Source organism: Photobacterium makurazakiensis, from assembly GCF_050336715.1.
Classification (GTDB): domain Bacteria; phylum Pseudomonadota; class Gammaproteobacteria; order Enterobacterales; family Vibrionaceae; genus Photobacterium; species Photobacterium makurazakiensis.
In genome coordinates this window covers 35,491-57,278 of sequence record NZ_JAKJSJ010000036.1, presented here as the reverse complement: position 1 = coordinate 57,278, position 21,788 = coordinate 35,491, and the positions used below count along the sequence as shown (strand labels likewise).

Sequence of the window (21,788 nt, the reverse complement as noted above, 5' to 3'; positions counted from 1 at the left end):
TTTTTGTTGTTGCTTGTTTTCCATGTTATATGAAAATGAAAAAAAATGTGACCGGTGTACCTGATTTGCGACCTTTTGTTGACAGAATAAAGGGCATTCCTTAATATCCGTAGAAACGTTTCAACACAAATAACTTTCTACGAAGAGTACGGTTATGGCCCAGGTCAAGCTGCAACACATAAACAAAATTTATAAGAATGGTTATCACGCTGTTCATGATTTTTGTCTGGACATCAAGGATGGTGAATTCATGGTGCTGGTTGGCCCTTCGGGCTGTGCGAAATCAACCACGCTGCGAATGATTGCCGGTCTTGAAAGCATTACCAATGGTGAACTTTATATTGGTGATAAACATTGTAATTCTGTTCAACCAAAAGATCGCGGTATCGCGATGGTGTTCCAGAATTATGCTCTCTACCCACATATGACAGTACGTGAAAATTTAGCGTTTGGCTTAGAAACACGTAAAAAGCCAAAAGACGAAATTCACCGTCGAGTCACAGAAGCTGCAGAAATACTTGAGATTACAGACTTGCTGGATCGTAAACCTGGCCAGATGTCAGGTGGACAGTGTCAGCGTGTTGCTCTTGGTCGTGCCATGGTTCGTAAACCTGAAGTCTTTTTGTTTGATGAGCCTCTTTCAAACTTAGATGCCAAATTACGTGTTTCGATGCGTATGCGTATTTCACGTCTGCATGATGAACTAAAGCAAAGTGGTAACCCTGCAACAATGATTTATGTAACTCATGATCAGGTTGAAGCGCTGACAATGGGTGACCGAATTTGTGTGTTGAACCGTGGTGCAATCATGCAGGTCGATACACCAATGAACTTATATCATAAGCCAGTGAATAAGTTTGTTGCTGAGTTTATTGGTTCTCCAACCATGAATATGTTGGAAGGTAAGCTTGTTAAAATGGATGACGGCATTATAGCTGTCGCAGTGAATGGAAGTACATTTACGCTGCCTGAAGAAAAACAAGCATTAGCACAGCAATATCTTGGCCATGATGTTTATTTAGGCCTGCGCCCTGAACATATTTCAATGGAAGGCAGTGAAAATAGCTGTGATGTGAATATTACAGATATAGAGGAAATGGGCTCAGAGTCATTCGTCTATTTAGATTTCAATGGTAAGCAGATGATTTGTAAGCAATCAAATCCTGACCTGTCATTATGCAAGCAAAGTGTTCACCGTATTTCTTTTAATATGGCCAAGTGCCATATATTCGATAAAAGCACAGAAGAAAATATCTCTCTTCTTACAGAATAATTGACAGTTTTTAAAATTTAATTAATAGGTAGCTATATTTCATGATTCATTCAATTACTGATTCATGCCATTTAATGTCAAATGGTCTTCTGAGCCTAACGTTTACAGATCATAACATTCTTCAGAATATTAAGTCTGGCAATGTGATGGTGAACTTGTATGAACCAAACGAGTTCGAATGTGCACTATCAAATATTTACATTCGAGTTAAAAGTGATGCAGGCATTACTTTTACACCGTTGATGTATAACAATGAAAATATGCGTACCTTCCGTACTAAAGAAGGTTTAGTTGGTTGGGAAACAACAACTGATGCATTTCGTGCCTCTGTCATTATTAGCTTAGATACGGATTCTGAAAAAGTTTTCTTCACCACTCAAATTGAAAACTTACAACAAGATAGCTTGAAGTATGATTTGGTCTTTGGTCAAGATCTTGCGCTTGCCGATGAAGGCGGTGTTAAAAGTAACGAATGCTACGTTAGCCAATACTTAGATCACCAAGTGTTTGATCTAGAAAGTGAAGGTTATGTTGTTTGTTCTCGCCAGAACCTGCCTCAAAGTACGGGTAACCCATGTTCACAAATCGGTTCTCTTACCGATAAAGTTGTAGGTTACTCGACTGATGGCTACCAGTTCTTTGGTAAAGACTACCGTTTTGAACCAACGCCAGCGGTGCTTTCTAAGCCAACACTTGAAAATGTTAAACTGCAGTTCGAAATGGGTTACGTTGCACTTCAAACTGCAGATGTGACACTTGCGACGTCTGAAACGGCACAGTCTGTTTTCTACATTGCCTTCAACAATAACTTACCAGCATCAAATGTGACTGAAGCGGCGGCTATCGACACGATTCAAACTGCTTATCAGGCACCAGTAACAGAAGCGGCGACCGAACAAGCATTACCAGCATTTTTCTTAAATACGCAAAACGTATTGGTTGGTGAAGCGTTATCTGCAGAAGAAGTTAGCGAGTTCTTTGGTGAAGAGCGTCGTTTTGCAGAAGAGCAAGACGGTGAGCTACTGTCATTCTTCTACGGCAAAGAAAAAGGCGAGAGTAACTACGTTACACTTGCTGCAAAAGAACGTGTACTTGAGCGTTCAACTGGCCATATGGTGTCTTCTGGTAACTGCCAGAACTTTGAAAATGCAGTCATGAGTTCGACTCACGGCATGTATGGCGTATTTAACTCTCATGTTGTTATTGGTAATACGTCATTCAATAAACTATTGGGTGTAGACCGTACTTCGCTAAATTTATTCAAGTTCAGCGGTCAGCGTATTTGGATTAAAGAAGGTGAAGAGCATCGCATCTTAACCATGCCTTCAGCATATGAAGCTGGTTTGAACTTCTCTCGCTGGGTTTATAAGTATCAGCAAGGCTTCATTGTAATCACTAGCTTCAGTGCACAAGATTCTACGGCTATCCAAATGGATATCGAAACGGTGAATCTACCTGAGGCTTTAGATATTATTGTTACTAACCAATTGGTGATGGGTAACAATGAAAATGATGCGAATGTAACGGTTAATCGAGACGGCGCACACTTAAATGTATGTGGTGACTTTGAGCTAATTAACTCAACGTATCCAGAAATGCATTATTCAATTTTGCCAGATGCAGCGTTGGCTGAAGTGTCTCTTGTTAAAGCGGGTGATTCAGTTCGTTACGCACTTTTCCAAGGTCGAGTAGAAAGCAAAGCAAGCATTACTATTCTTGGTGCCTTGTCAGCAGATAAGCCTCAGCAAGCAACGAAGTTAAATGTTGAAACTGAAATTGCTAAATATCAGGCTTCACAGCATGCACTTATTAATAAATTCAATGTTGAGTTTGAAAACGATAGCTATAACTCACAGAAACTAAATGATGCAATGCAGTGGTTTACCCATAATGCATTGGTTCACTACAGCACACCACACGGCTTAGAGCAGTATTCTGGCGCAGCATGGGGTACACGTGATGTATCACAAGGCCCGTTTGAGTTCTTTATGTCGATGCAACGCTATGATCGCGTAGTTGATCTTCTGAAAACTATCTACAGCCATCAGCATGTTGAAACTGGTACATGGCCACAATGGTTCATGTTCGATAAGTACTCGAAAATTCAACAAGAAGACTGCCATGGCGATATCGTTGTATGGCCATTGAAAGCCATCGGCGACTATATCACTGCGACAGGTGATGTTGATGTTCTAAACATTAAAGTGCCTTACACAAGTATCGAAGATGGTTTTGCATTCACTGCGGAAGAGCATACGTTGTTTGCTCATGTTGAACGTCAGGTTAAGCATATTTTTGATAACTTAGTTCCGGGTACTTCTCTGTCTTGCTACGGTGACGGTGACTGGGATGATACGTTGCAGCCTGCAAACCAATCACTTCGTGAAAATATGGTTAGTGGTTGGACTATTCCACTGACGTTACAAGCTCTGAAGACGCTGAGTAAAGCACTTAAGTCTAATGATAAGTACGCTGACTTTATTGCAAAAATCGAAGCGTTAGCGGTCAATATGGAAGCTGACTACCACAAATTGTTGGTTAAAGATGGTGTTATCGCGGGCTTTATCCACTTACCGAACAAAGATGTTGATCAGGTAGAGCACTTGCTACACCCATCTGATCAGAAAACAGGTATTAAATACCGTTTACTGCCTGCATCTCGCTCTATCATCTCTGAAACGTTTGATAAAGAGATGGCCGATCAACATATGGCAATTATTGAAGAAAACCTTGTTCACCCTGATGGTGTTCGCTTAATGGAAAAAATGGCGAAATACCAAGGCGGTAAGCAAAGCTACTTCAAGCGTGCTGAACTTGCTGCAAACCTAGGCCGTGAAGTTGGCCTGCAGTACTGCCATGCCCACATTCGTTTCATCGAAGCGTTATGTAAGATGGGTAAAGCCGATGAAGTTGTAGAGAACCTTTACAAGATCATCCCGGTTGGTATTCAGAAGGCTGTACCTAATGCTGAAGTCCGTCAATCTAATGCATACTTCTCAAGTTCAGACGGTAAATTTAACGACCGTTATGAAGCTTACCGTGATTTCGACAAGCTGAAAACGGGTGATGTAGCAGTCAAAGGTGGCTGGCGTATCTACTCTAGTGGCCCTGGTATTTACATCAACCAAGTTATTAGTAACGTGCTGGGTATTCGCTACCAAGATGACTCACTATTACTTGACCCAATCATTGCTAAATCAATGGGTAAAGTTACGTTAGACTTCACGCTATATGGCAAGCCATGCCGCTTGGTGATTAACCCTGAAGAGGGTGTATATACGCCGAAACGTGTTGAGCTTAATGGTGAAGAGTTAGCAATCGCTTTAACTGAGAATGCTTACCGAACAGGTGGCGCTCTAATTAATAAGCAAGCGCTTACATCTGCTTTGAAAGATAGCGATAACGAATTGGCTATCTGGTTGTAAGTGTAATTGCAGCGCCTTGAGCTAATTAAGGCGCTGCATTTATTCGTTGTATTATGTGTTATACGTCAATGTTGCTCTCTGGGGATTTGTAGAAACGTTTTACATAATCCGTTATACTTAAGAAAAAAAGCGCTGCATGTATTTGAAGTCATTGTAGCAACTGGATTTGAGTTGAGTGAGGGATAAGGTTGAACTAATGAGACCTACAATCAAAGATGTCGCTAGAGAAGCGAATGTGTCTATTTCTACTGTGTCATATGCGATTAACAACAGTGATCGTATCAGTGAAAAAACACGTAATCATGTGTTAGAAATAGCCAAAAAGCTGAATTACTCAGCGAACAGCAACGCAAAACGTCTCCGGCAGAAGAATGTGGGTGCTATCGGTATCTTCTTTAACTCTTGGTTCGGCCCTATTTATAGTGAATTGGTCCAGGGTATTGAACGTAAAGTTCATGAAATGGGTTATGACTTAATTGCTTGTAGCTTATTCGGTGGTTCTGAATCGACAGCACACCGATACCTGAAAGATCAAATGATTGATGGTGCGATCATCTTGAGCAATGCGTTCGATGATGATTTTCTTAAGTCTGTTGCTTCGAGCAACTTGCCAATTGTGGCACTTGACCGAGAAGTTAAAGCGCCGCATATCTATAATATTCTAATTGATAACTTTGGTGGTGCTTTTGGAGCAACCAAACAATTAATTAGTAGCGGTAGTGAAGAAGTTCATTATTTCTGTGGTCCAGACGACTCTTATGATAACCAAAAACGCCTAGAAGGTTATATTGCCGCATTAGGTTTTTATAATGTGAAGTTTAATAATAACTTAATTATTAAATCCGACTTCACAGAAGAAGATGCTTATTTAAAAATGAAGGAAACGATTGAACAAGGTGTTATTCCTGAAGCAATCTTTTCGGCAAATGATGAAATGGCGCTTGGTGTAATTAGAGCAGCGAATGAATGTAATATTAATATTCCTGAAAAACTTAAAATTATCGGTTTTGATAATATTCGAGAATCTGAAAGAACAACCCCTGCATTAAGTACTGTGACTCACCAAAAGTATGAAATGGGTGTTAAAGCCGTTGAAGTATTATTCAGTGCAATGAACGGCGATAAAGAAATAGAACAAGTTACAATTTTACCCACTCAACTTATTGAGCGAGAAACATTGTAATAAATTGTTTTATTAATTACTTTCTTTTAGATCTTTGAAGCACCAAAAAATTAATTTATTGCCATGATGAAATTCATGGCAATACCCTTATTTTGTGTATTCCGGGCGAAACTCTACGGCCTTACAAGGATAACTAAATGATATACAAGTGGCTTACAATATTTTTAGTCGCCATAACCAGTTCTGCTCATGCAAAGGAAAGAATAGAGTTTATGGTGTCATCGGGCGATCAGATGGCATTTGTTGATCAAGTCATAAAGCCTGAATACGAGCAACGTTATCCTGATGTCGAGTTAGTATTAACGAATGATGGCAATTTGGAAACCCGAATGGCCGCAGGTGATTATCCAAATGTATATGCAGGTATTTTTGGCTATATGGTACCTCGATACGCCAAGCTTGGGCGTTTGATGTATTTGGATGAGTTTGAAGGTTTTGATGATCTAAAAGAACGTGTTGAACCTCAGTTCATGGAGCAACATTTTGGCCGCCAATACTATATTCCATGGCACGCAACAACACAGATGATGATTTATAATAAAGAGTTGTTTCGTGAAGCAGGTTTAGATCCTGAGGTACCACCTCAGACATGGGATGAGTTCATTACGGCAGCAGAAAAAATCAGTAACTTACCCGCTCGTTCAAACGGTTCTCGTGTTCACGGTGTTGCGTTATGGAATGATGCATTAGCCAGTGGTGGCTGGTACTGGAATATGTTGTCGCCATTGTATTACAACTTCAATGATGGTGAGTACCAACTACTGAACCGTTACGGTACACACCCAGTCTTTGATAAAGAAGAAGCAGGTATGGTGCCGTTTCTTAAAACCATGAAGCAACTACAACAGTACGCACCATTGACGATGGAGCAGAATTTCTTCTCTCGTACCATTGGTATGTGGCCTCAGTATGGTATTGCTTGGCGAGTAAACCTACAGGATGCAGCAGGCAAACCAATGGTAATTGGTGACGATGTAGGTATTGCTCCAATTCCTGTTCGTGAAAAAGGCGATACTCATTATTCAAATCTAGATGGTCGTGCGCTGATGGTATTTAAAAATACGCGTCATATTGAAAAGCGTAGCTGGCAGCTTCTTGAGTTATTAATGGAAGATGATTTTAACCTTGAAGCAAATATGCAATTGCAAAACTTGCCAACGTTAACATCATTACAAGATCACCCTTATTTTCAACAACCTGATATTCAACCATTTGTTGAACAGCTGCAACATGTCGTCATGAATGAGTCAACAGCTGCGGTATCAGAAGTATCAAGCATTATCCTTAACTATTATTCACAATCTGTTGTGATGGATAGATTAACACCGGAAGAAGCAGTGAAAGCCGCCATGGAAGATGTGAGAAAAGTAATGCGGAAGTAACGCTCGATTTTGTTTTCGATTAAAGGCTGCAGGCTACTGCAGCCATCAAACAGATTTTAAATTTAAATGGAATAAAACCATGAACATAAAACGTTACTGGGTGTCATACCTGTTTATGTTGCCATGGGTAGCATACTTCTTGATTTTTATGCTCTACCCCTTCTTTCTATCACTGCAAAATAGTTTTTTGGATATTAATATCCTTAACCCTGAAAATACGCGGTTTGTCGGATTAGGCAACTGGGTGAAATCGGCGACAGACTTTAAATTCTGGCAATCTATTTTTAACGTGTTTTTTAATCAGGCTATTTTTATAACCTTAAGTTTTGTCTGTGCCATGGGCGCGGCTTTAATGTTGAATGAAATCACGTTTTTGTCGAGTTTATTCCGCACGGTATTATTTATTCCGGTTGTGACATCTATCACGGTTGCAATGATTATATTCGATTTCATTGCTGGACCTTCTGGCCCAATCCAAACTGTATTGATGGATATTAACTTACTCAGTTCGCCAATATTTTGGAAATTTGAGCAGTGGCTTCCAATGCCTGTTATTGCGGTATTCAGTGCTTGGAAGTGGTTTGGTGTGCAAATGATCATCTTCCTTGGTGGTATTGCTAGCATTAATAAGTCGTTGCTTGAGGCGGCTGATATAGATGGTGCGGGTTGGTGGCGTAAAATCACAAAAATCATCTTGCCGCTGATCAGACCTCAGATAATTTTCGTTTTGACAATTAACGTTATCAATGGTCTACAAATGTTTACTGAAGTCTTTATGAACTTCGACCTACAAGGTGGCCCACACAACTCTGCTCTCACGCCGGTTCTTCACTTATACCAAATTGGTTTCGAACAAATGAAGATGGGTGAAGCGTCAACTGTTGGTCTGTTGTTGGCCATTGTGATCTTTGTTCTAACAATGCTTCAGTTGAAACTGACAAAGGGTAAGGATTAATAATGAATAATTCTACTAAGGGTAAATGGTTAATTTATGTTGGCTTGTTTGCAGCAAGTCTTATCGTTCTATACCCGTTTTTCTTTATGATTATTAACTCGTTTAAATCGGGTTCTGAAATCATGCACTCGCCAAATTCACTGCCTACTACGTGGTCTTTAAAAGGCTACACTGAAGTGTTTGACAGTGTGAATTTATGGCGAATATTCTTTAATACTATCTTTGTTTCAGTGTCGATAATGGTATTGAACTGCCTGTTATCAGCAATGGTGGCATACGCAATTGCAAAAACGAATATGCCTAGTCGCCATGTTTGGTTACGCCTGATCTTATCATCCATGATGGTACCAGCGATTCTATTCACCATTCCGGTATATATGATGATGTATGACTGGGGGTGGGTAAACACATACCGCGTGCTTATCATTCCTGGTGCAATCAGTGCATATAACATTTTCTTGCTTTACCAATTCATGACTCAGGTTGACGAAGCGTATCTAGAAGCAGCCCGAATTGATGGTGCAAGTGAATTCCGTATCTTCTTTAAAGTTGTATTACCAATGATGCGTCCGGCAATGGCCACCGTGGGTATCTTGACCTTTATGGGGGCATGGAACGACTTTATGGGGCCGCTACTTTATATCCGTGATGATTCGATGCTGACATTACAGATGGCGCTGTTTAAGTTCCAGCAAGATATTCCAGCAGGTAACCTTGAGCAGGTATGGGCAATGACAACCATGATTGCTGTACCAGTGGTCTTTGTTTTCTTCTTTATGCAGAAGAACTTTATTAAGGCATTTACTGGAGTAGGGGTGAAGTAATGAGTCAGTATAAAAAAAWTGCCATGCTTCTGGCTGTTGTCTTGGTCGCGTACTGGGCTGCATGGGGAAAAGCTTATTTTCTTTCGAAAAGCTATTTTGATTATGCGGTAGAGCAAGAAGCAGCTCAAAATTATGTCTTCGCACTAAAAGGCATGAATAAACTAGAACTTAGAATTGATGACGAATATTTAGGTGGTTACCAGCAAGTTATCGAGTCGTGGGAGTATGCATTATTTGGTATTCGCCCTGCTTTTTACGAGAAAGCGCTAGTTGCACCTCAGCGTATTATTCCGTTATTAGATGACGAGGACTTACAAGCTTTCATCGATATCTATGTTCAGCTTGATAGCAAATATGTGCCAGAAGTGGCGTTAATGCAGCTGAAGCGCGCTCAGCAAGCCGGTAATGAAGAACTTGCTGCTGAAATGGAAGAGTTCCTGTCCCAAGCATTCCCAGAGTTTAACGCGAACTAACTGCGTTTATTGTCTTTTGCCGCCCTACGGGGCGGCCTTTTTTTAATGATCTCAACTGAGATTAATTTGCCTTATAGATTTCGGAGTATTGTATGGTTACGCCATATCAGAACAGCACTTTGCCAGTAGAAGATAGAGTTGAAGACTTATTGTCTCGTATGACGGTGGCAGAAAAAATTGGCCAATTATGTCAATCGCCCATGCTGGAATACAATACTCACCGTGACGCTTATCTTGATAATATTCGTCAAGGTCGTTGGGGATCACGCATTTTGGCTGATACTGCATGGGCAGGGAATGCACCAGGTGAAACCGTTAATCCAGTACAGCTAAATGAAATTCAGTGTGCTGCGGTTGAAGAAAGCCGTTTAGGAATCCCTTTAATTGTTGCTCGTGATGTTATTTACGGTCAGCAAACGGTATTGCCGATTCCACTGGCACAGGCTGCGTCTTGGAACCCCGAGCAAGTTCGAAAAGCCTACCGTTGTATTGCCAAAGAAGCAGCATCACTAGGTATTCATTGGACATTTGCGCCGATGCTCGACATTGTTCGTGACCCGCGTTGGGGACGTGTCATTGAAAGTAGTGGTGAAGACCCGTACCTAACAAGCCAATTTGCCAAAGCCGTGGTAAATGGGTTCCAAGGCGACTCTCCAGCAGATGAAGATTCACTGGTTGCATGTGCCAAACACTTTGTTGGTTACGGTGCTTCTGAAGGTGGTCGTGATTACGACACCACAGAAATTTCAGATAATACCCTTCACAACGTTTACTTACCTCCTTTTTCGGCAGCAGTAGAGGCGGGAGTTGAAACGATCATGTCTGGGTTTAATGATCTTGGTGGTACACCCGTTTCAGGCAGCGAGTCACTTATCAATGGTTGGCTTAAATCTCAGCAAGCATTTGATGGCATGGTCATTAGTGATTGGGGCTCAATTGCCGATCTTGCCTATTTTGGTATTGCAAAAGATGCAGAAGAAGCGGCTGAAAAAGCATTGAAAGCTGGCGTTGATATGGCGATGACCAATGAAGCGTATGAAGATCACCTTCAAGCTTTGTTAGATAAAGACGCGATTGATATTGACCATGTTGACGAAGCTGTTCGTCGTGTTCTTCGTACTAAATTCAAAGCGGGTTTATTTGAAAAGCCTTATGTCGATGAGTTTAAACACAAAAGCGTTATGCGCCACCCTGATCATGTTGCAGAAGCGCTCACCGTGGCAGAACAGAGCATGGTGCTATTGAAGAATAATGAGGTACTGCCTCTTCGAGCTCAGCCAATGACGATTGCTGTTATTGGTCCACATGCGCATTCTAAGCGTCAGCATTTAGGTTCTTGGTGTTTAGATGGACGTACTGAAGATGTGACGTGCATCTATGAAGGCATAACTAAATGGGCTGCAAGGTTTGATTGTGCGATTAACGTGATAACTGAAGATGCGGCCTTTAGTGATGAAATGGTGGAATGTGCACACCGCGCTGACGTTGTTATCTTATGTACTGGTGAAAGTCATCGCCGTACAGGTGAAGCACGCAATGTTGCAGAGCTTACCCTACCATCAGGACAAGAAGCGTTAATTGAAGCGATTGGGCAGGTTGGCAAACCCCTAGTCGTCGTACAATGTACTGGACGACCAATCCCCTCAGCGGCAACAGAGCAATATGCCGATGCATTATTGTATGCATGGCAGTCAGGTACTGAAGCGGGTCACGCCGTTGCTCGTTTACTGTTTGGCGATGTATCACCATCTGGTCGTTTACCGATGTCTGTACCGCGTAGTACGGGTCAAATCCCGATGTATTACGCCCGTAAGCCGTTGGGTAAAATGCGTGATTTCTTAGACTACCAGCCGTATAAAGATCAAAAAGATACGCCATTGTACCCATTCGGGTTTGGCTTAACGTATGGCCAATTTGAATACAGCAACCTGCGTTTAAGTCAGAGTGAGTTGACTGAGGGTAGTACGCAAGTTATCACAGTAACATTGACCAATAGTGGTTTGGTAGAAGCGACGGAAGTGGTTCAGTGCTATGTACGCCAGCAGACAGCATCGACTACCCGTCCTGTACGTGAGTTAAAAGATTTTACTCGAGTGACATTACTGCCAGGTGAGACGGCAGAAGTGACGTTATCTCTGTCTGCTGAAAAATTGAGTTTCTATGGTCTGCAACAGACTTTCTCGTTGGAACCCTCAATTGTTGACGTTTATGTGGGTGGTGATTGCAACGCTACCTTGAACGCTTCATTTCAAATTAAGCAGTAACGATAACGATCGTTAAGTTCATATCCGTTAAGTTTGTAATGCCTTGTTGCTAACCCAGAGCAAGGTATTGCTAAAGAGTTAGCTATGACTAATAAGAATGCCTCTGTTCAGCAATCTCAGCCTCGTCCTAACATCATCTACATCATGTCAGATGATCACGCTATTCGTGCTTTAAGTGCTTATAACAGTGATATCGCCCATTTGGCTCCGACCCCGAACCTCGATCGTATCGCTAAAAATGGTGCACGGTTCGACCAATCTTTCGTAACCAACTCGCTATGCGGCCCATCTCGTGCGGCAATGCTGACTGGCAAGTTTGGCCATAAGAATGGGTTTAATCACAATGGTCAGTTATTTGATGGTCATCAGCCAACGTGGCCAAGATTACTAAAATCTCATGGCTATAACACAGCATGTATCGGTAAATGGCACATTAACCTAACACCGGAAGGCATTGATTTTGACCATTGGGAAATTCTCAATGATCAAGGCGAATACTATAACCCTGATTTCATTACAGCCCAGGGGGTTAAGCGCGAGCATGGCTACACCACAGAGCTGATCACACAAAAGTCGTTGCGCTGGCTGGAAGAGCAAAAAGACAGTGATGAGCCCTTTGCGTTGTTGTTGCACCATAAAGCACCACACCGTAATTGGATGCCAGCCCCTCAGCATATGAAAGCATTCGAGCACACAACCTTCCCTGTACCAGATAACTATTTCGATACTTATGAAGGACGTGCCGCGGCCGCTATGCAAACCATGACGATTTATCGTGATGCGCAAGAAGGCCATGATTTAAAAATGACCAAAGGCGTTGGTGACACTGAGTGGCGTGAAGATATTTGGCCGTTTTTATTGGCACGTTTAACACCAGAGCAGCGTAAAGCGTGGGATGAAGCCTACCAAGATCGTAATGACTGGTTTAACGCCAATGAAGCTAATATGACAGAAGAAGAAATCGCGATATGGAAATATCAGCGTTATCTTCAAGATTATTTAGCCACCATTATTTCAGTCGATGAATCGGTTGGTGAAGTACTCGATTATTTGGAAGCCAATAACATGGCTGACAATACTATTGTTGTGTATACCTCTGATCAAGGCTTTTACATGGGCGAGCATGGTTGGTTTGATAAACGATTTATGTATGAAGAGTCGTTCCGTGCACCATTGCTAATTCAATACCCTAATAAAATTAAGCCAGGAACGGTTATCGATCACATGGTGCAAAATATCGATTATGCGCCGACATTCTTGGAATATGCTGGTGTTGCTGTACCGTCTGATATTCAAGGTGAATCGATGGTACCGTTATTAAACGGCGAATCACCAGCAGATTGGCGCCAGTCACTGTATTATCATTTTTATGAATATCCTGCGATGCATGATGTAACACGCCACTATGGTACGCGTGACAGCCGTTATAAGCTGATGCATTTCTACTATGATATTGATGAATGGGAATTCTACGATATTGACGAAGATCCAACCGAGATGAATAACGCCATCAACGATCCTCGTTACCAGCAGGAAATCGTCCGCTTAAAAGCTGAAATCACTAATCTTGAAATAAAATACGATGTGCCGCCACGCAGTGAGTGGGTGAATCTTCCATTAGAGTATAAACCTGCACCAACTCTGCAAGAACTGTTTCCTCATAGCTACCAAGTTACTAGTCAATAGCCAAGCACCAAAGACAAATAATTAGTACCCCAGCTTTGCGCTGGGGTATGCATGCCACTCCGGTACTGAAACTGTGCTTAGTTTTTGAGCTCTGAAAAATAATAACACCCTACAAAAAGAGAATAAAAATAACTATGTCATCATTACTTATATGGATAAGAAAAATAACCAACCGGCTAATCGTCACTATCGCAATTGCCTTTTGTTCTATTGCATTTGTCGGCTATGAAGGATTAACGGGACTCAATTTAATATCTAATCAAACTGCGTTGTTGGTTGAAGACGATTTAGCGAAAATTATCACTATCAGCGATATTCAGCAGCGTGTTGAGCAAGCTCGAGTACACTCGATGCTGGCGATTCAGCATGACCCAAGTGGTATTAGTGCCAACTATCATGAGCATCCTATCTCGAATCATACTGACTTGATCCTCGATAGCTATGATGATTTACAGGCGCTTTTTTTCGATCTCATGGCGTTTAATATGGGCACATCTTTAGCTCAGACCGCAACGCGTGCCGAATCATTAATGGATGAAATATTCTTTTCTGGTTTTGAAGAAATTGTCGATTTGCTTGCCGACGAGGATTTTGAGCAAGCGAATATTTTACTGCTGAATACTATCAACCCCTCAATAGAGCAGCTAAAAGTACTACTAAATAGCATGAATGACTTGAGTGCCACAGAAGCTCGGGATGCGTACGCTAGCTCAGTCAGTAGCGGACAACGTTTTGTCTTTAGTATGACAGCGGCTTTGATCCTTAGCACCTTGATCTTAGTCGCTATTGCATTTGTCACCGTTCGACGGATTGTTTTTGCATTGAAGGGATTACAATCAACAGCAAACAGTATTGCTAATGGTGATCTAACTTGTCGTGCGCAAGTAAATGGGCAGGATGAATTTACGGTTATTGCCGATGCGGTTAATCAAATTGCGGCTAGCTTTCAGCAAACTGTTTCTCTCATTGGTCATTCAGCGACAGAGTTGAGCAGTGTGTCTCAGCAGAACACCAACTTGAGTAAGCAAACAGCATCGAATGCCGCCTCACAACAAACACAAATTCAACAAATTGCTACCGCGACAGAAGAGCTCACTGCTACGGTAAGTGATGTTGCAGCAAGCGCCGTAGCGGCAGCTGAGGCCTCACAACAGTCTGACGATTTAGCACAGTCTGGACTAGGTATTGTCAATGAAGCGATAACACAATCGATTGAGTTGGCTCAGGAAATTGAGCACGCGAAAGTTGTTATTAATGAACTTGGCCAACATTCCCAAGATATTGGCAGTGTGTCTGACACCATTCGCGATATTTCCGATCAGACTAACTTATTGGCATTAAATGCAGCAATAGAAGCAGCACGAGCTGGCAGCTACGGTCGTGGTTTTGCCGTTGTTGCTGACGAAGTTCGATCGTTGGCTCAGCGAACCAAAGATGCCACTCAAGATATTCAAAATATGATTGCGCGTTTACAAACGGGCTGCCAGCAAGCTATTGAACGGATGGACTCGGGAGATCAGTACGCCCGTGAAAGCACCGAAAAAACCAAGCAAGCAGGGGATTCATTGAAAGGCATTACAGAGACAGTTGCTAGCATTGCCGAAAAGAATATCCAAATTGCTTCTGCTGCTGAGCAGCAAGCGGTGGTCACTGCTGATGTGAACACGAATGTTTATGAGATAAATACCTTAGCGGATAAGACCGCTTTAGATTCTGAATCTAGCCAAACAGCATCACAGTCGATTGCTGAACTTGCGAAATCTCTATCATCAGAAGTGAAACGCTTCACTGTGTAGAAACGTTGTGTTGCTTGATTAACCGGTATGTTTTGAATGAGGACTGTTATTAATGTCGGTACCATTTTTTAGTTTCAGGATGATATGTTTGTTGCTGCCATTTCTATCGATGTTTCCAATCCAAGCGATAGCAGGTAGTGATAAGACGATCCACATAGCTTGTGTCGGAGACTCGACCACGTTTGGTATGAATATCAAGGAGCGTGAGAATTTGAGTTATCCCGCTCAACTGCAACAGTTACTGGGGGATAACTATACAGTGGGCAACTTTGGATCCAATGGGGCGACAGCCATTCGGACCACACCAAAACGCGGGCCTTATATTACCCGTGATGTTTATCAGCAGAGCCTTGAGTCAGAACCCGATATGGTGATCCTTACCCTAGGGGCGAATGACTCGAAAGCCAGTTTTTGGAATGAGCAGCAATATCAAAAAGATCTGACTCTGTTGCTGGAAGAATATTTAGCACTAACACCCATTGTATTGCTGGGTCTGCCTGCTCCTGCATTTAACCAGCCTGGGGAGTGGGATGTGAATGAAGGTAATCTTGTGCATGCACGCCTTTTGGTGCGCGAACTTGCGGCAAAGTATCATTTGCAGGTCGTCGATTTCTATTCACCGTTACTGGATGAGGGCTTGTTCCAAGCCGATGGTGTTCACCCTAATAGGTATGGTGCCCAAAAGATGGCATATGCGGTAAAAAATCACTTAGGTCTCTGAAAAATAGCTCTAATCCAGAGCTCTCGTCTTATGTACTAATTAGCCTCTTTAGCGATAATGATAAAGAGGTTTTTTTATGTTTCTTTAGGGTAAACATAGCTCTCAAAAATGACATTTTGCATGCTTTGTGATTAGTTTTAAACCAAGCGATTTGATAGCCTTAATTGCAATCGAAACGTTTAAGCTGAGGCAAGGATGAAACTAAAAACGATGGCCATTGGTGCCAGTCTATCTATTGGTGCCATGGGTGTAAGTGCTGATAGTGGTGAGTATATTGCTTTTTTTGATCACACGCTGTCGAATGAACAGCGCCTGGATGACATTAGTGCTCGGCTAACAGATAAAGAAAAAGGCAACATGATCACTCTGTGGAATGAAGGCGTTCCACGGTATGGCTTGAAGTCATTTATGCCCGGTGAGGCATTGCATGGTTTAGCCTCCCCCCGCCAAAATGCAGCTACCGTTTTTCCTCAATCAATTGGTTTAGCTGCTACTTGGCAGCCTGACGCCTTACAGCGAATGGGCGACGCGGTATCAGATGAGGCGAGAGCGCAATATCATAATGGCCCAGTTATACGTGATGGTAAGCGGGGTCCTTTAACATTCTGGTCGCCAGTGATTAATATTGCCCGAGACCCTCGTTGGGGGCGTACGCAAGAAGCATACGGCGAAGATCCGTTACTAAATGGGGTGATGGCAAGCGCTTATGTCAAAGGGTTGCAAGGTGATCACCCTAAATACCTAAAGACGGCGGCAGGAGCTAAACACTTTGTTGCCAACAATGAAGAGCATAATCGTTTTCATGGCAATGCCGAGATCTCAGAGAAGCAGCTGAGGGAGTATTATTTCCCTGCCTATAAACAAGTGGTCAAAGACGCCAATGCGCAGATTGTGATGACAGCTTACAACGCCTTGAACGGAGAGCCTGCCGTCACCAATAGTTGGCTTGTACGTGATGTTTTACGGGGGGAGTGGGGCTTCGATGGGTTTGTGCTTGGTGACTATGGATCCATTCTCATGACCACCAAAGGCTGGGAAGAGCGCGGATTCACTGGCCATGAAATCTATGACAATTATGTCGATGCCGCTGCCGCTGTTCTGAATGCTGAAACGCTGGATTTCGATAATACCCGTATATTCCGTCAGGAAGCGATTACGGCAATCAAACAAGGTAAAACCAGCTCTGAGCACCTTGACCGGGCTTTTAGAAATACCATGCGTGTCGGTTTACGCCTGGGTATGTTTGATCCTGAAGAGCTCTCGCCTTGGAAAGGGCTTCCTTTTGAAATAATGACCACATTTAAACCGTTAGCGCTTGAACTCGCGGAAAAAAGTATGGTGTTGCTTCAAAATGAGCCAGTTGATGATGCCCCGTTACTGCCGATTGATAAATCTAAAGTGAAAACTATTGCTGTGATTGGCCCCAATGCGAATGTGTTAAATTTCGGGACATATTCTGGAACCCCACGTAATCCCGTTACGCCATTGCAAGGAATAAAAGATCACCTTGGTGGCGACGTTGAGGTGATTTACGTACCTTGGGAGGAAGAGCAAAATGAGTTCGTTTCCATTCCAATGGATAACATCACGCTATTAGATAACCAAGGCCTAGGGGTGTGGAACGTAGATTACTATGATAACAATGCTGCGTACGGAGAGCCCGTTGCATCGAATACAACTGGAGAAATAGATTTCGACTGGACAGAAGACAAGCCTCACCAAATATTAAGTGATGGGGTAAGGCACTCTGTCCGCTTTAGTACAACATTTGTACCGCCCCAGAGTGGTCTTTATACGTTAGGTTTTGAAAGCCTTGGCGCCAATGTGACCGTTAACTTAAATGGCTCCACGGTATTGAGAAACCACAGTGCTGCTAGCCAGCGCCTTCCCTCAAGTATAGAGATAGAGCTAGACGGTGAGCATATGTATGACATTGAGGTCTACAGCATGCGACTACCCAATACGAAAGGCCATGAACTTAAGTTTGGCTGGCAATTACCAACCCTAGACAATGAATACACAGGCCAAGAGCTGGAAGCGGCGAGAAAAGCCGATGTTGTGGTTGCGGTAATGGGATTATCGACTGATCACGAACGTGAATCCATTGACCGCGTTGCAGAAGGATTACCGACCGAGCAAACTGATATGCTCAGAAATGTATTAGAGGTTAACCCTAATACGGCAGTCGTCCTTCAGTCTGGTTCTTCAATAGAAAGCCCTTGGCTTAAAGAGAATGTCCCAGCGATTTTGCAAAGCTGGTATCCGGGTGAGCAGGGCGGCATTGCGATTGCCAATACCTTGTTTGGTGATAATAACCCAGGCGGAAAGCTGCCGATGACGTTTGTGAAATCGTGGAGCGATCTACCTGCATTTAATGATTACGATATCAGCAAAGGCCGTACTTATCTGTATTTTGATAAAGAGCCATTGTGGTCTTTTGGTCACGGTCTAAGCTACACCCAATTTACCATGTCTAACTTAGTTATAAAGAGCGACACAGTAGCTAAAGATAGCCAAGTAGAAGTGATCGTAGCGGTAGAAAACACCGGTAAAGTTGCAGGTGATGAAGTCGTCCAAGTCTACGTGGCGGACATGTTTGACCGACGCGAAAAACCTATCCAACGTTTGAAAGCGTTCGATCGTGTGTCGCTTGAAGCAGGCGAAAAACGCGACGTGACTTTAACCTTCGATGTGGCTGACTTGGCTTATTGGGATGAGAAAACTAAAGATTGGGCCTTGGGTGACAAGTACCAAATCCGCGTTGGTAATGCGTCTGACAATATATTGCTTACCAAGACGATTAGAGTTGAATAATACGTGCTGCAATTAACGAACCGTTAATTCATCAATATTTCGATGTTGAGTTCAACCACAGGTAGTTCGTTTTTCATTAGTACCAAATCGCCGTTAATAAAAGTTAACGGCGATTTACTGATTCTAATTTACCTCTAAATGTATCAGTCATTAAATATCGACACATTTCTATTATGTTCATTATCGATAAATCTCACATTTCCGCATGACTAGTTTCTTACAGATAAATATTCGTGCGTCATAGAAGCTTTTATTAAATTACAAATGCAGGGGAAAACGATGCAAGTATTACCATTTCGTTTGTCTGTTTTAGCTGGGTGCCTTGCCCTCCAGTTAGCTCAGCCAGCACTATTATATGCAAATGAGGCCCCACTAGTTGCCGCTGGACAAGACCTCAACGCGACTCGTGACGAGCGTATGGCCTGGTTCCGTGATGCCAAATTTGGCATGTTCATCCATTGGGGTGTTTATTCCATGTTTGAAGGTGAGTACAAAGGTGTAGACACGCCACGTTATGCTGAGTGGATTTGGAACAACGCCCGTATTCCGGCTCAAGAATATGTAGATTTAGCGAAAGAGTTTAACCCCGTAGCCTATGACCCTGTTGAATGGGTGAAGTTGGCGAAGGATGCCGGTATGACTTATATGGTATTGACTGCCAAACACCATGATGGTTTTGCCATGTTTGATACGGAAACCAGTGACTGGGGAGTCAAAGGTTCAACGTGGGGCAAAGATACAATAACCCCGCTGAAAAATGCCGCTGATGACGCGGGATTGCGCTTTGGCTTGTATTACTCACAATCTTTAGATTGGGGGAACCATGGTGATGAAGGTGGAGCGCATTGGGATCGTTCTTACTCCCCATATCCTTCTCTCGATCGTTCAAAGTGGTCTGAACGATTCAATCAATATATGAATGACGTTGCTTTCCCACAGCTTGAAGAATTAACGACCAATTATGGCAAGCTGGATATGTTTTGGTGGGATATGCCTAAAAACATAACGGATGGTCAGGTTCAGACAATGGCAGACATTCTTTGGGGGAATCAACCACAAATCGTTTCTAACCGTCGACTTGCTAGCCGTCAAAATTCACTGCACTTTGGTGACTTTGATACTCATGAGCAATCTATTCCTCCTGTTCCCCAGCTTGATTCGTACTGGGAAAGCTGCATGACGATGAATAATACTTGGGGTTATCGTCGCTCAGATCAGGACTGGAAGAGTACTGCTGAACTGATCCATAACCTTACCGGTGTTGTCAGTAAAGGTGGCAATTATCTATTGAACATTGGTCCCAAACCCGATGGCAGCTTCCCACAAGCATCAATCGATCGTCTGCGGGATATTAGTCAATGGATGAATGTTAACGGCGAGTCTATTCACGGCACAACAGCGACCCCGTTTCTATTCCAACAGGCTTTCCGTGGGACAACAACTCAACGCATACATGATGACGGCGTAACGCTATACCTGCATGTTTATGATTGGCCCCAAAATGGTGAGCTACAGGTGCTCGGTGTTGCCAATGAAAAATTGTCAGCCTACCTCTTAGCGGATAACGAGAAAACGCCGCTGAAGATCAGCCACAATGATAAGGGAGTAACTATTGCTGTGCCAGAACAGGCTCCAGATCAATATAGCTCTACTGTTGTTCTAGACATAGAGGGTGAACTGGAGATAGAAGAAGTCACGGGTGTGATGACCGTTGATGGTATGGTACTTCGCTCCCTAGATGCCGATACCACGAGTGTTCATTATAATAGCTGGTACAACAGCTTAACAGACTGGTCTGGGGCTGAAAGCTCTGCCAGTTGGGACGTGGATTTTGCTGAGCCGGGACGTTATGCGGTGCAGATGTTCCATGGAAACAAGGATGAATCCCGCATGCAGTTAACATTGGGTGACAATACCGCAAATCTGATCATTCCAGCCACGGGTGATGAGAATATGCGCCGTAAATACCCAAAGCCGACCATTGTTGGGGAAATTATTGTGACTCAAGCGGGTGAACAAACCCTAACTCTGGCCCCTGCCTCTGAAGGTTTTTCTCGGGTCAATATGGGTGAGTTGACTATTTTGCCTTTAGGTAATGCCCTACAAGGGCCAGATGGCAACATTGGCATGCACGCTTTGAACGCTGACTACGACGGGGAAGCGGTTGTTTACCGTGGAGCTCGCCAGTTCTTGGATGGGAAAAAAGAGGCGCTGTCATGGGAAACTACCATTACACGCCAGACGGGGACTTTTGATGTCGTTTCCACCTATCGTAGTGAGAAAACACAGGAGATAACCCTTTATGTTGGCGATAAAGCGTATCCTTTCACGCTGCAAGCAACGGGCGAATTCCCTGAGCCTCTAAACTTACACATTGGTCAAATTGATTTGACTGAATCTGGGACTACGGAAGTACGTTTAGAAACAACAGCCAACGGAACTTTTGATTTTTATGGTCTTGAGCTATTTGAGGCGGGGTTTTATGCGACCAGTGAAGAGCCATTAGCCACAGTATTCCCTATAGCGCGTAGTCACAATAATTACGTAGACAAAGGACAGCATCCAAAGGCTCATTTCTCTGACAAAGTGTTGGATGGCAGCAATGAAACTCGTTGGTTACCGTCGCCCCGCAACCAAAATGATATGTGGTTCGAAGTTGATTATGGTCAGCCTCAACACATCAAGCACATTAAACCGGTCATAGAGGAGCGCCTTGGACAGACAGAGTTCTTTAACTCTATTGAACTGATTGTGACTTACCTTGATGAAAGTGGTGAATGGCAGAAACTGACTAAATTGCCAGCTCACAAAGCTAACCAAGGGTTTAGCGTTAACCAAACAGCAAGGCAGTGGCGCTTTGAGTTTAGCTCAGATCGCCGTGGTACCTTTTCTGTTAGCCAAGTGATTATGAATTAATGAGTGTTTTTACGGTTTGAATCACCTTAGTGTCAGGTTAATAAATCTGGCACTTTGTTATTAACCTGGGTGTTGA

Annotated in this window: 13 protein-coding genes; all 13 read left to right on the top strand. The window is 42.9% G+C overall.

Features of this window, described 5'->3' with window-relative positions:
• The first annotated feature begins 154 nt into the window (after positions 1 to 154).
• The 13 genes from L4D09_RS16825 to L4D09_RS16765 all read left to right on the top strand — a co-directional run bounded on the left by L4D09_RS16825 (position 155) and on the right by L4D09_RS16765 (position 21,712).
• Positions 155 to 1,273 carry an ABC transporter ATP-binding protein gene (locus L4D09_RS16825; RefSeq protein ID WP_428458672.1) on the top strand — a complete coding sequence of 373 codons (1,119 nt, stop codon included), beginning with the start codon at positions 155 to 157 and terminating at the stop codon, positions 1,271 to 1,273.
• Positions 1,274 to 1,314: 41 nt separating this feature from the next.
• Positions 1,315 to 4,698 (top strand): GH36-type glycosyl hydrolase domain-containing protein, encoded by a 3,384-nt coding sequence (locus tag L4D09_RS16820; protein ID WP_428458671.1) that lies wholly within the window; start codon positions 1,315 to 1,317, stop codon positions 4,696 to 4,698.
• A 196-nt stretch (positions 4,699 to 4,894) separates the two neighbouring features.
• Entirely contained in the window at positions 4,895 to 5,881 is a 987-nt protein-coding gene (locus tag L4D09_RS16815) for a LacI family DNA-binding transcriptional regulator (protein ID WP_428458670.1), read from the top strand.
• 137 nt (positions 5,882 to 6,018) lie between these two features.
• Positions 6,019 to 7,263: an extracellular solute-binding protein gene (locus tag L4D09_RS16810; protein WP_428458669.1), complete on the top strand. Its 1,245-nt coding sequence runs from the start codon at positions 6,019 to 6,021 to the stop codon at positions 7,261 to 7,263.
• Between the two features lie 79 nt (positions 7,264 to 7,342).
• The gene (locus tag L4D09_RS16805; RefSeq protein ID WP_428458668.1) at positions 7,343 to 8,218 is read left to right on the top strand and encodes a carbohydrate ABC transporter permease; all 876 of its coding nucleotides are present in this window, start codon (positions 7,343 to 7,345) and stop codon (positions 8,216 to 8,218) included.
• A 2-nt stretch (positions 8,219 to 8,220) separates the two neighbouring features.
• A complete protein-coding gene (locus tag L4D09_RS16800) occupies positions 8,221 to 9,042 on the top strand; it encodes a carbohydrate ABC transporter permease (protein WP_428458667.1) in 822 nt (273 codons plus the stop codon).
• Positions 9,042 to 9,515 (top strand): hypothetical protein, encoded by a 474-nt coding sequence (locus L4D09_RS16795; RefSeq protein ID WP_428458666.1) that lies wholly within the window; start codon positions 9,042 to 9,044, stop codon positions 9,513 to 9,515. Before L4D09_RS16800 ends, L4D09_RS16795 begins: the two co-directional genes overlap by 1 nt.
• A 92-nt stretch (positions 9,516 to 9,607) precedes the next feature.
• Positions 9,608 to 11,779 carry a glycoside hydrolase family 3 N-terminal domain-containing protein gene (locus L4D09_RS16790; protein ID WP_428458665.1) on the top strand — a complete coding sequence of 724 codons (2,172 nt, stop codon included), beginning with the start codon at positions 9,608 to 9,610 and terminating at the stop codon, positions 11,777 to 11,779.
• Between the two features lie 84 nt (positions 11,780 to 11,863).
• Complete coding sequence (locus tag L4D09_RS16785) at positions 11,864 to 13,465, top strand: sulfatase family protein (protein WP_428458664.1); 1,602 nt, start codon at positions 11,864 to 11,866, stop codon at positions 13,463 to 13,465.
• 134 nt (positions 13,466 to 13,599) lie between these two features.
• Positions 13,600 to 15,261, top strand: coding sequence for a methyl-accepting chemotaxis protein (locus L4D09_RS16780; RefSeq protein ID WP_428458663.1), 1,662 nt, complete (start codon positions 13,600 to 13,602; stop codon positions 15,259 to 15,261).
• Between the two features lie 88 nt (positions 15,262 to 15,349).
• Positions 15,350 to 15,982, top strand: a complete 633-nt coding sequence (locus tag L4D09_RS16775; RefSeq protein ID WP_428458662.1) for a GDSL-type esterase/lipase family protein — start codon at positions 15,350 to 15,352, stop codon at positions 15,980 to 15,982.
• A 195-nt stretch (positions 15,983 to 16,177) separates the two neighbouring features.
• Complete coding sequence (locus tag L4D09_RS16770) at positions 16,178 to 18,796, top strand: glycoside hydrolase family 3 C-terminal domain-containing protein (protein ID WP_428458661.1); 2,619 nt, start codon at positions 16,178 to 16,180, stop codon at positions 18,794 to 18,796.
• Positions 18,797 to 19,075: 279 nt separating this feature from the next.
• Positions 19,076 to 21,712, top strand: a complete 2,637-nt coding sequence (locus tag L4D09_RS16765; protein WP_428458660.1) for an alpha-L-fucosidase — start codon at positions 19,076 to 19,078, stop codon at positions 21,710 to 21,712.
• Positions 21,713 to 21,788 lie beyond the last annotated feature (76 nt).

Coding starts and splice junctions, on each gene's coding strand:
- L4D09_RS16765 (WP_428458660.1), top strand. CDS start 19,076: ATGCAAGTATTACCATTTCGTTTGTCTGTTTTAGCTGGGTGCCTTGCC.
- L4D09_RS16825 (WP_428458672.1), top strand. CDS start 155: ATGGCCCAGGTCAAGCTGCAACACATAAACAAAATTTATAAGAATGGT.
- L4D09_RS16820 (WP_428458671.1), top strand. CDS start 1,315: ATGATTCATTCAATTACTGATTCATGCCATTTAATGTCAAATGGTCTT.
- L4D09_RS16800 (WP_428458667.1), top strand. CDS start 8,221: ATGAATAATTCTACTAAGGGTAAATGGTTAATTTATGTTGGCTTGTTT.
- L4D09_RS16780 (WP_428458663.1), top strand. CDS start 13,600: ATGTCATCATTACTTATATGGATAAGAAAAATAACCAACCGGCTAATC.
- L4D09_RS16810 (WP_428458669.1), top strand. CDS start 6,019: ATGATATACAAGTGGCTTACAATATTTTTAGTCGCCATAACCAGTTCT.
- L4D09_RS16805 (WP_428458668.1), top strand. CDS start 7,343: ATGAACATAAAACGTTACTGGGTGTCATACCTGTTTATGTTGCCATGG.
- L4D09_RS16785 (WP_428458664.1), top strand. CDS start 11,864: ATGACTAATAAGAATGCCTCTGTTCAGCAATCTCAGCCTCGTCCTAAC.
- L4D09_RS16770 (WP_428458661.1), top strand. CDS start 16,178: ATGAAACTAAAAACGATGGCCATTGGTGCCAGTCTATCTATTGGTGCC.
- L4D09_RS16815 (WP_428458670.1), top strand. CDS start 4,895: ATGAGACCTACAATCAAAGATGTCGCTAGAGAAGCGAATGTGTCTATT.
- L4D09_RS16790 (WP_428458665.1), top strand. CDS start 9,608: ATGGTTACGCCATATCAGAACAGCACTTTGCCAGTAGAAGATAGAGTT.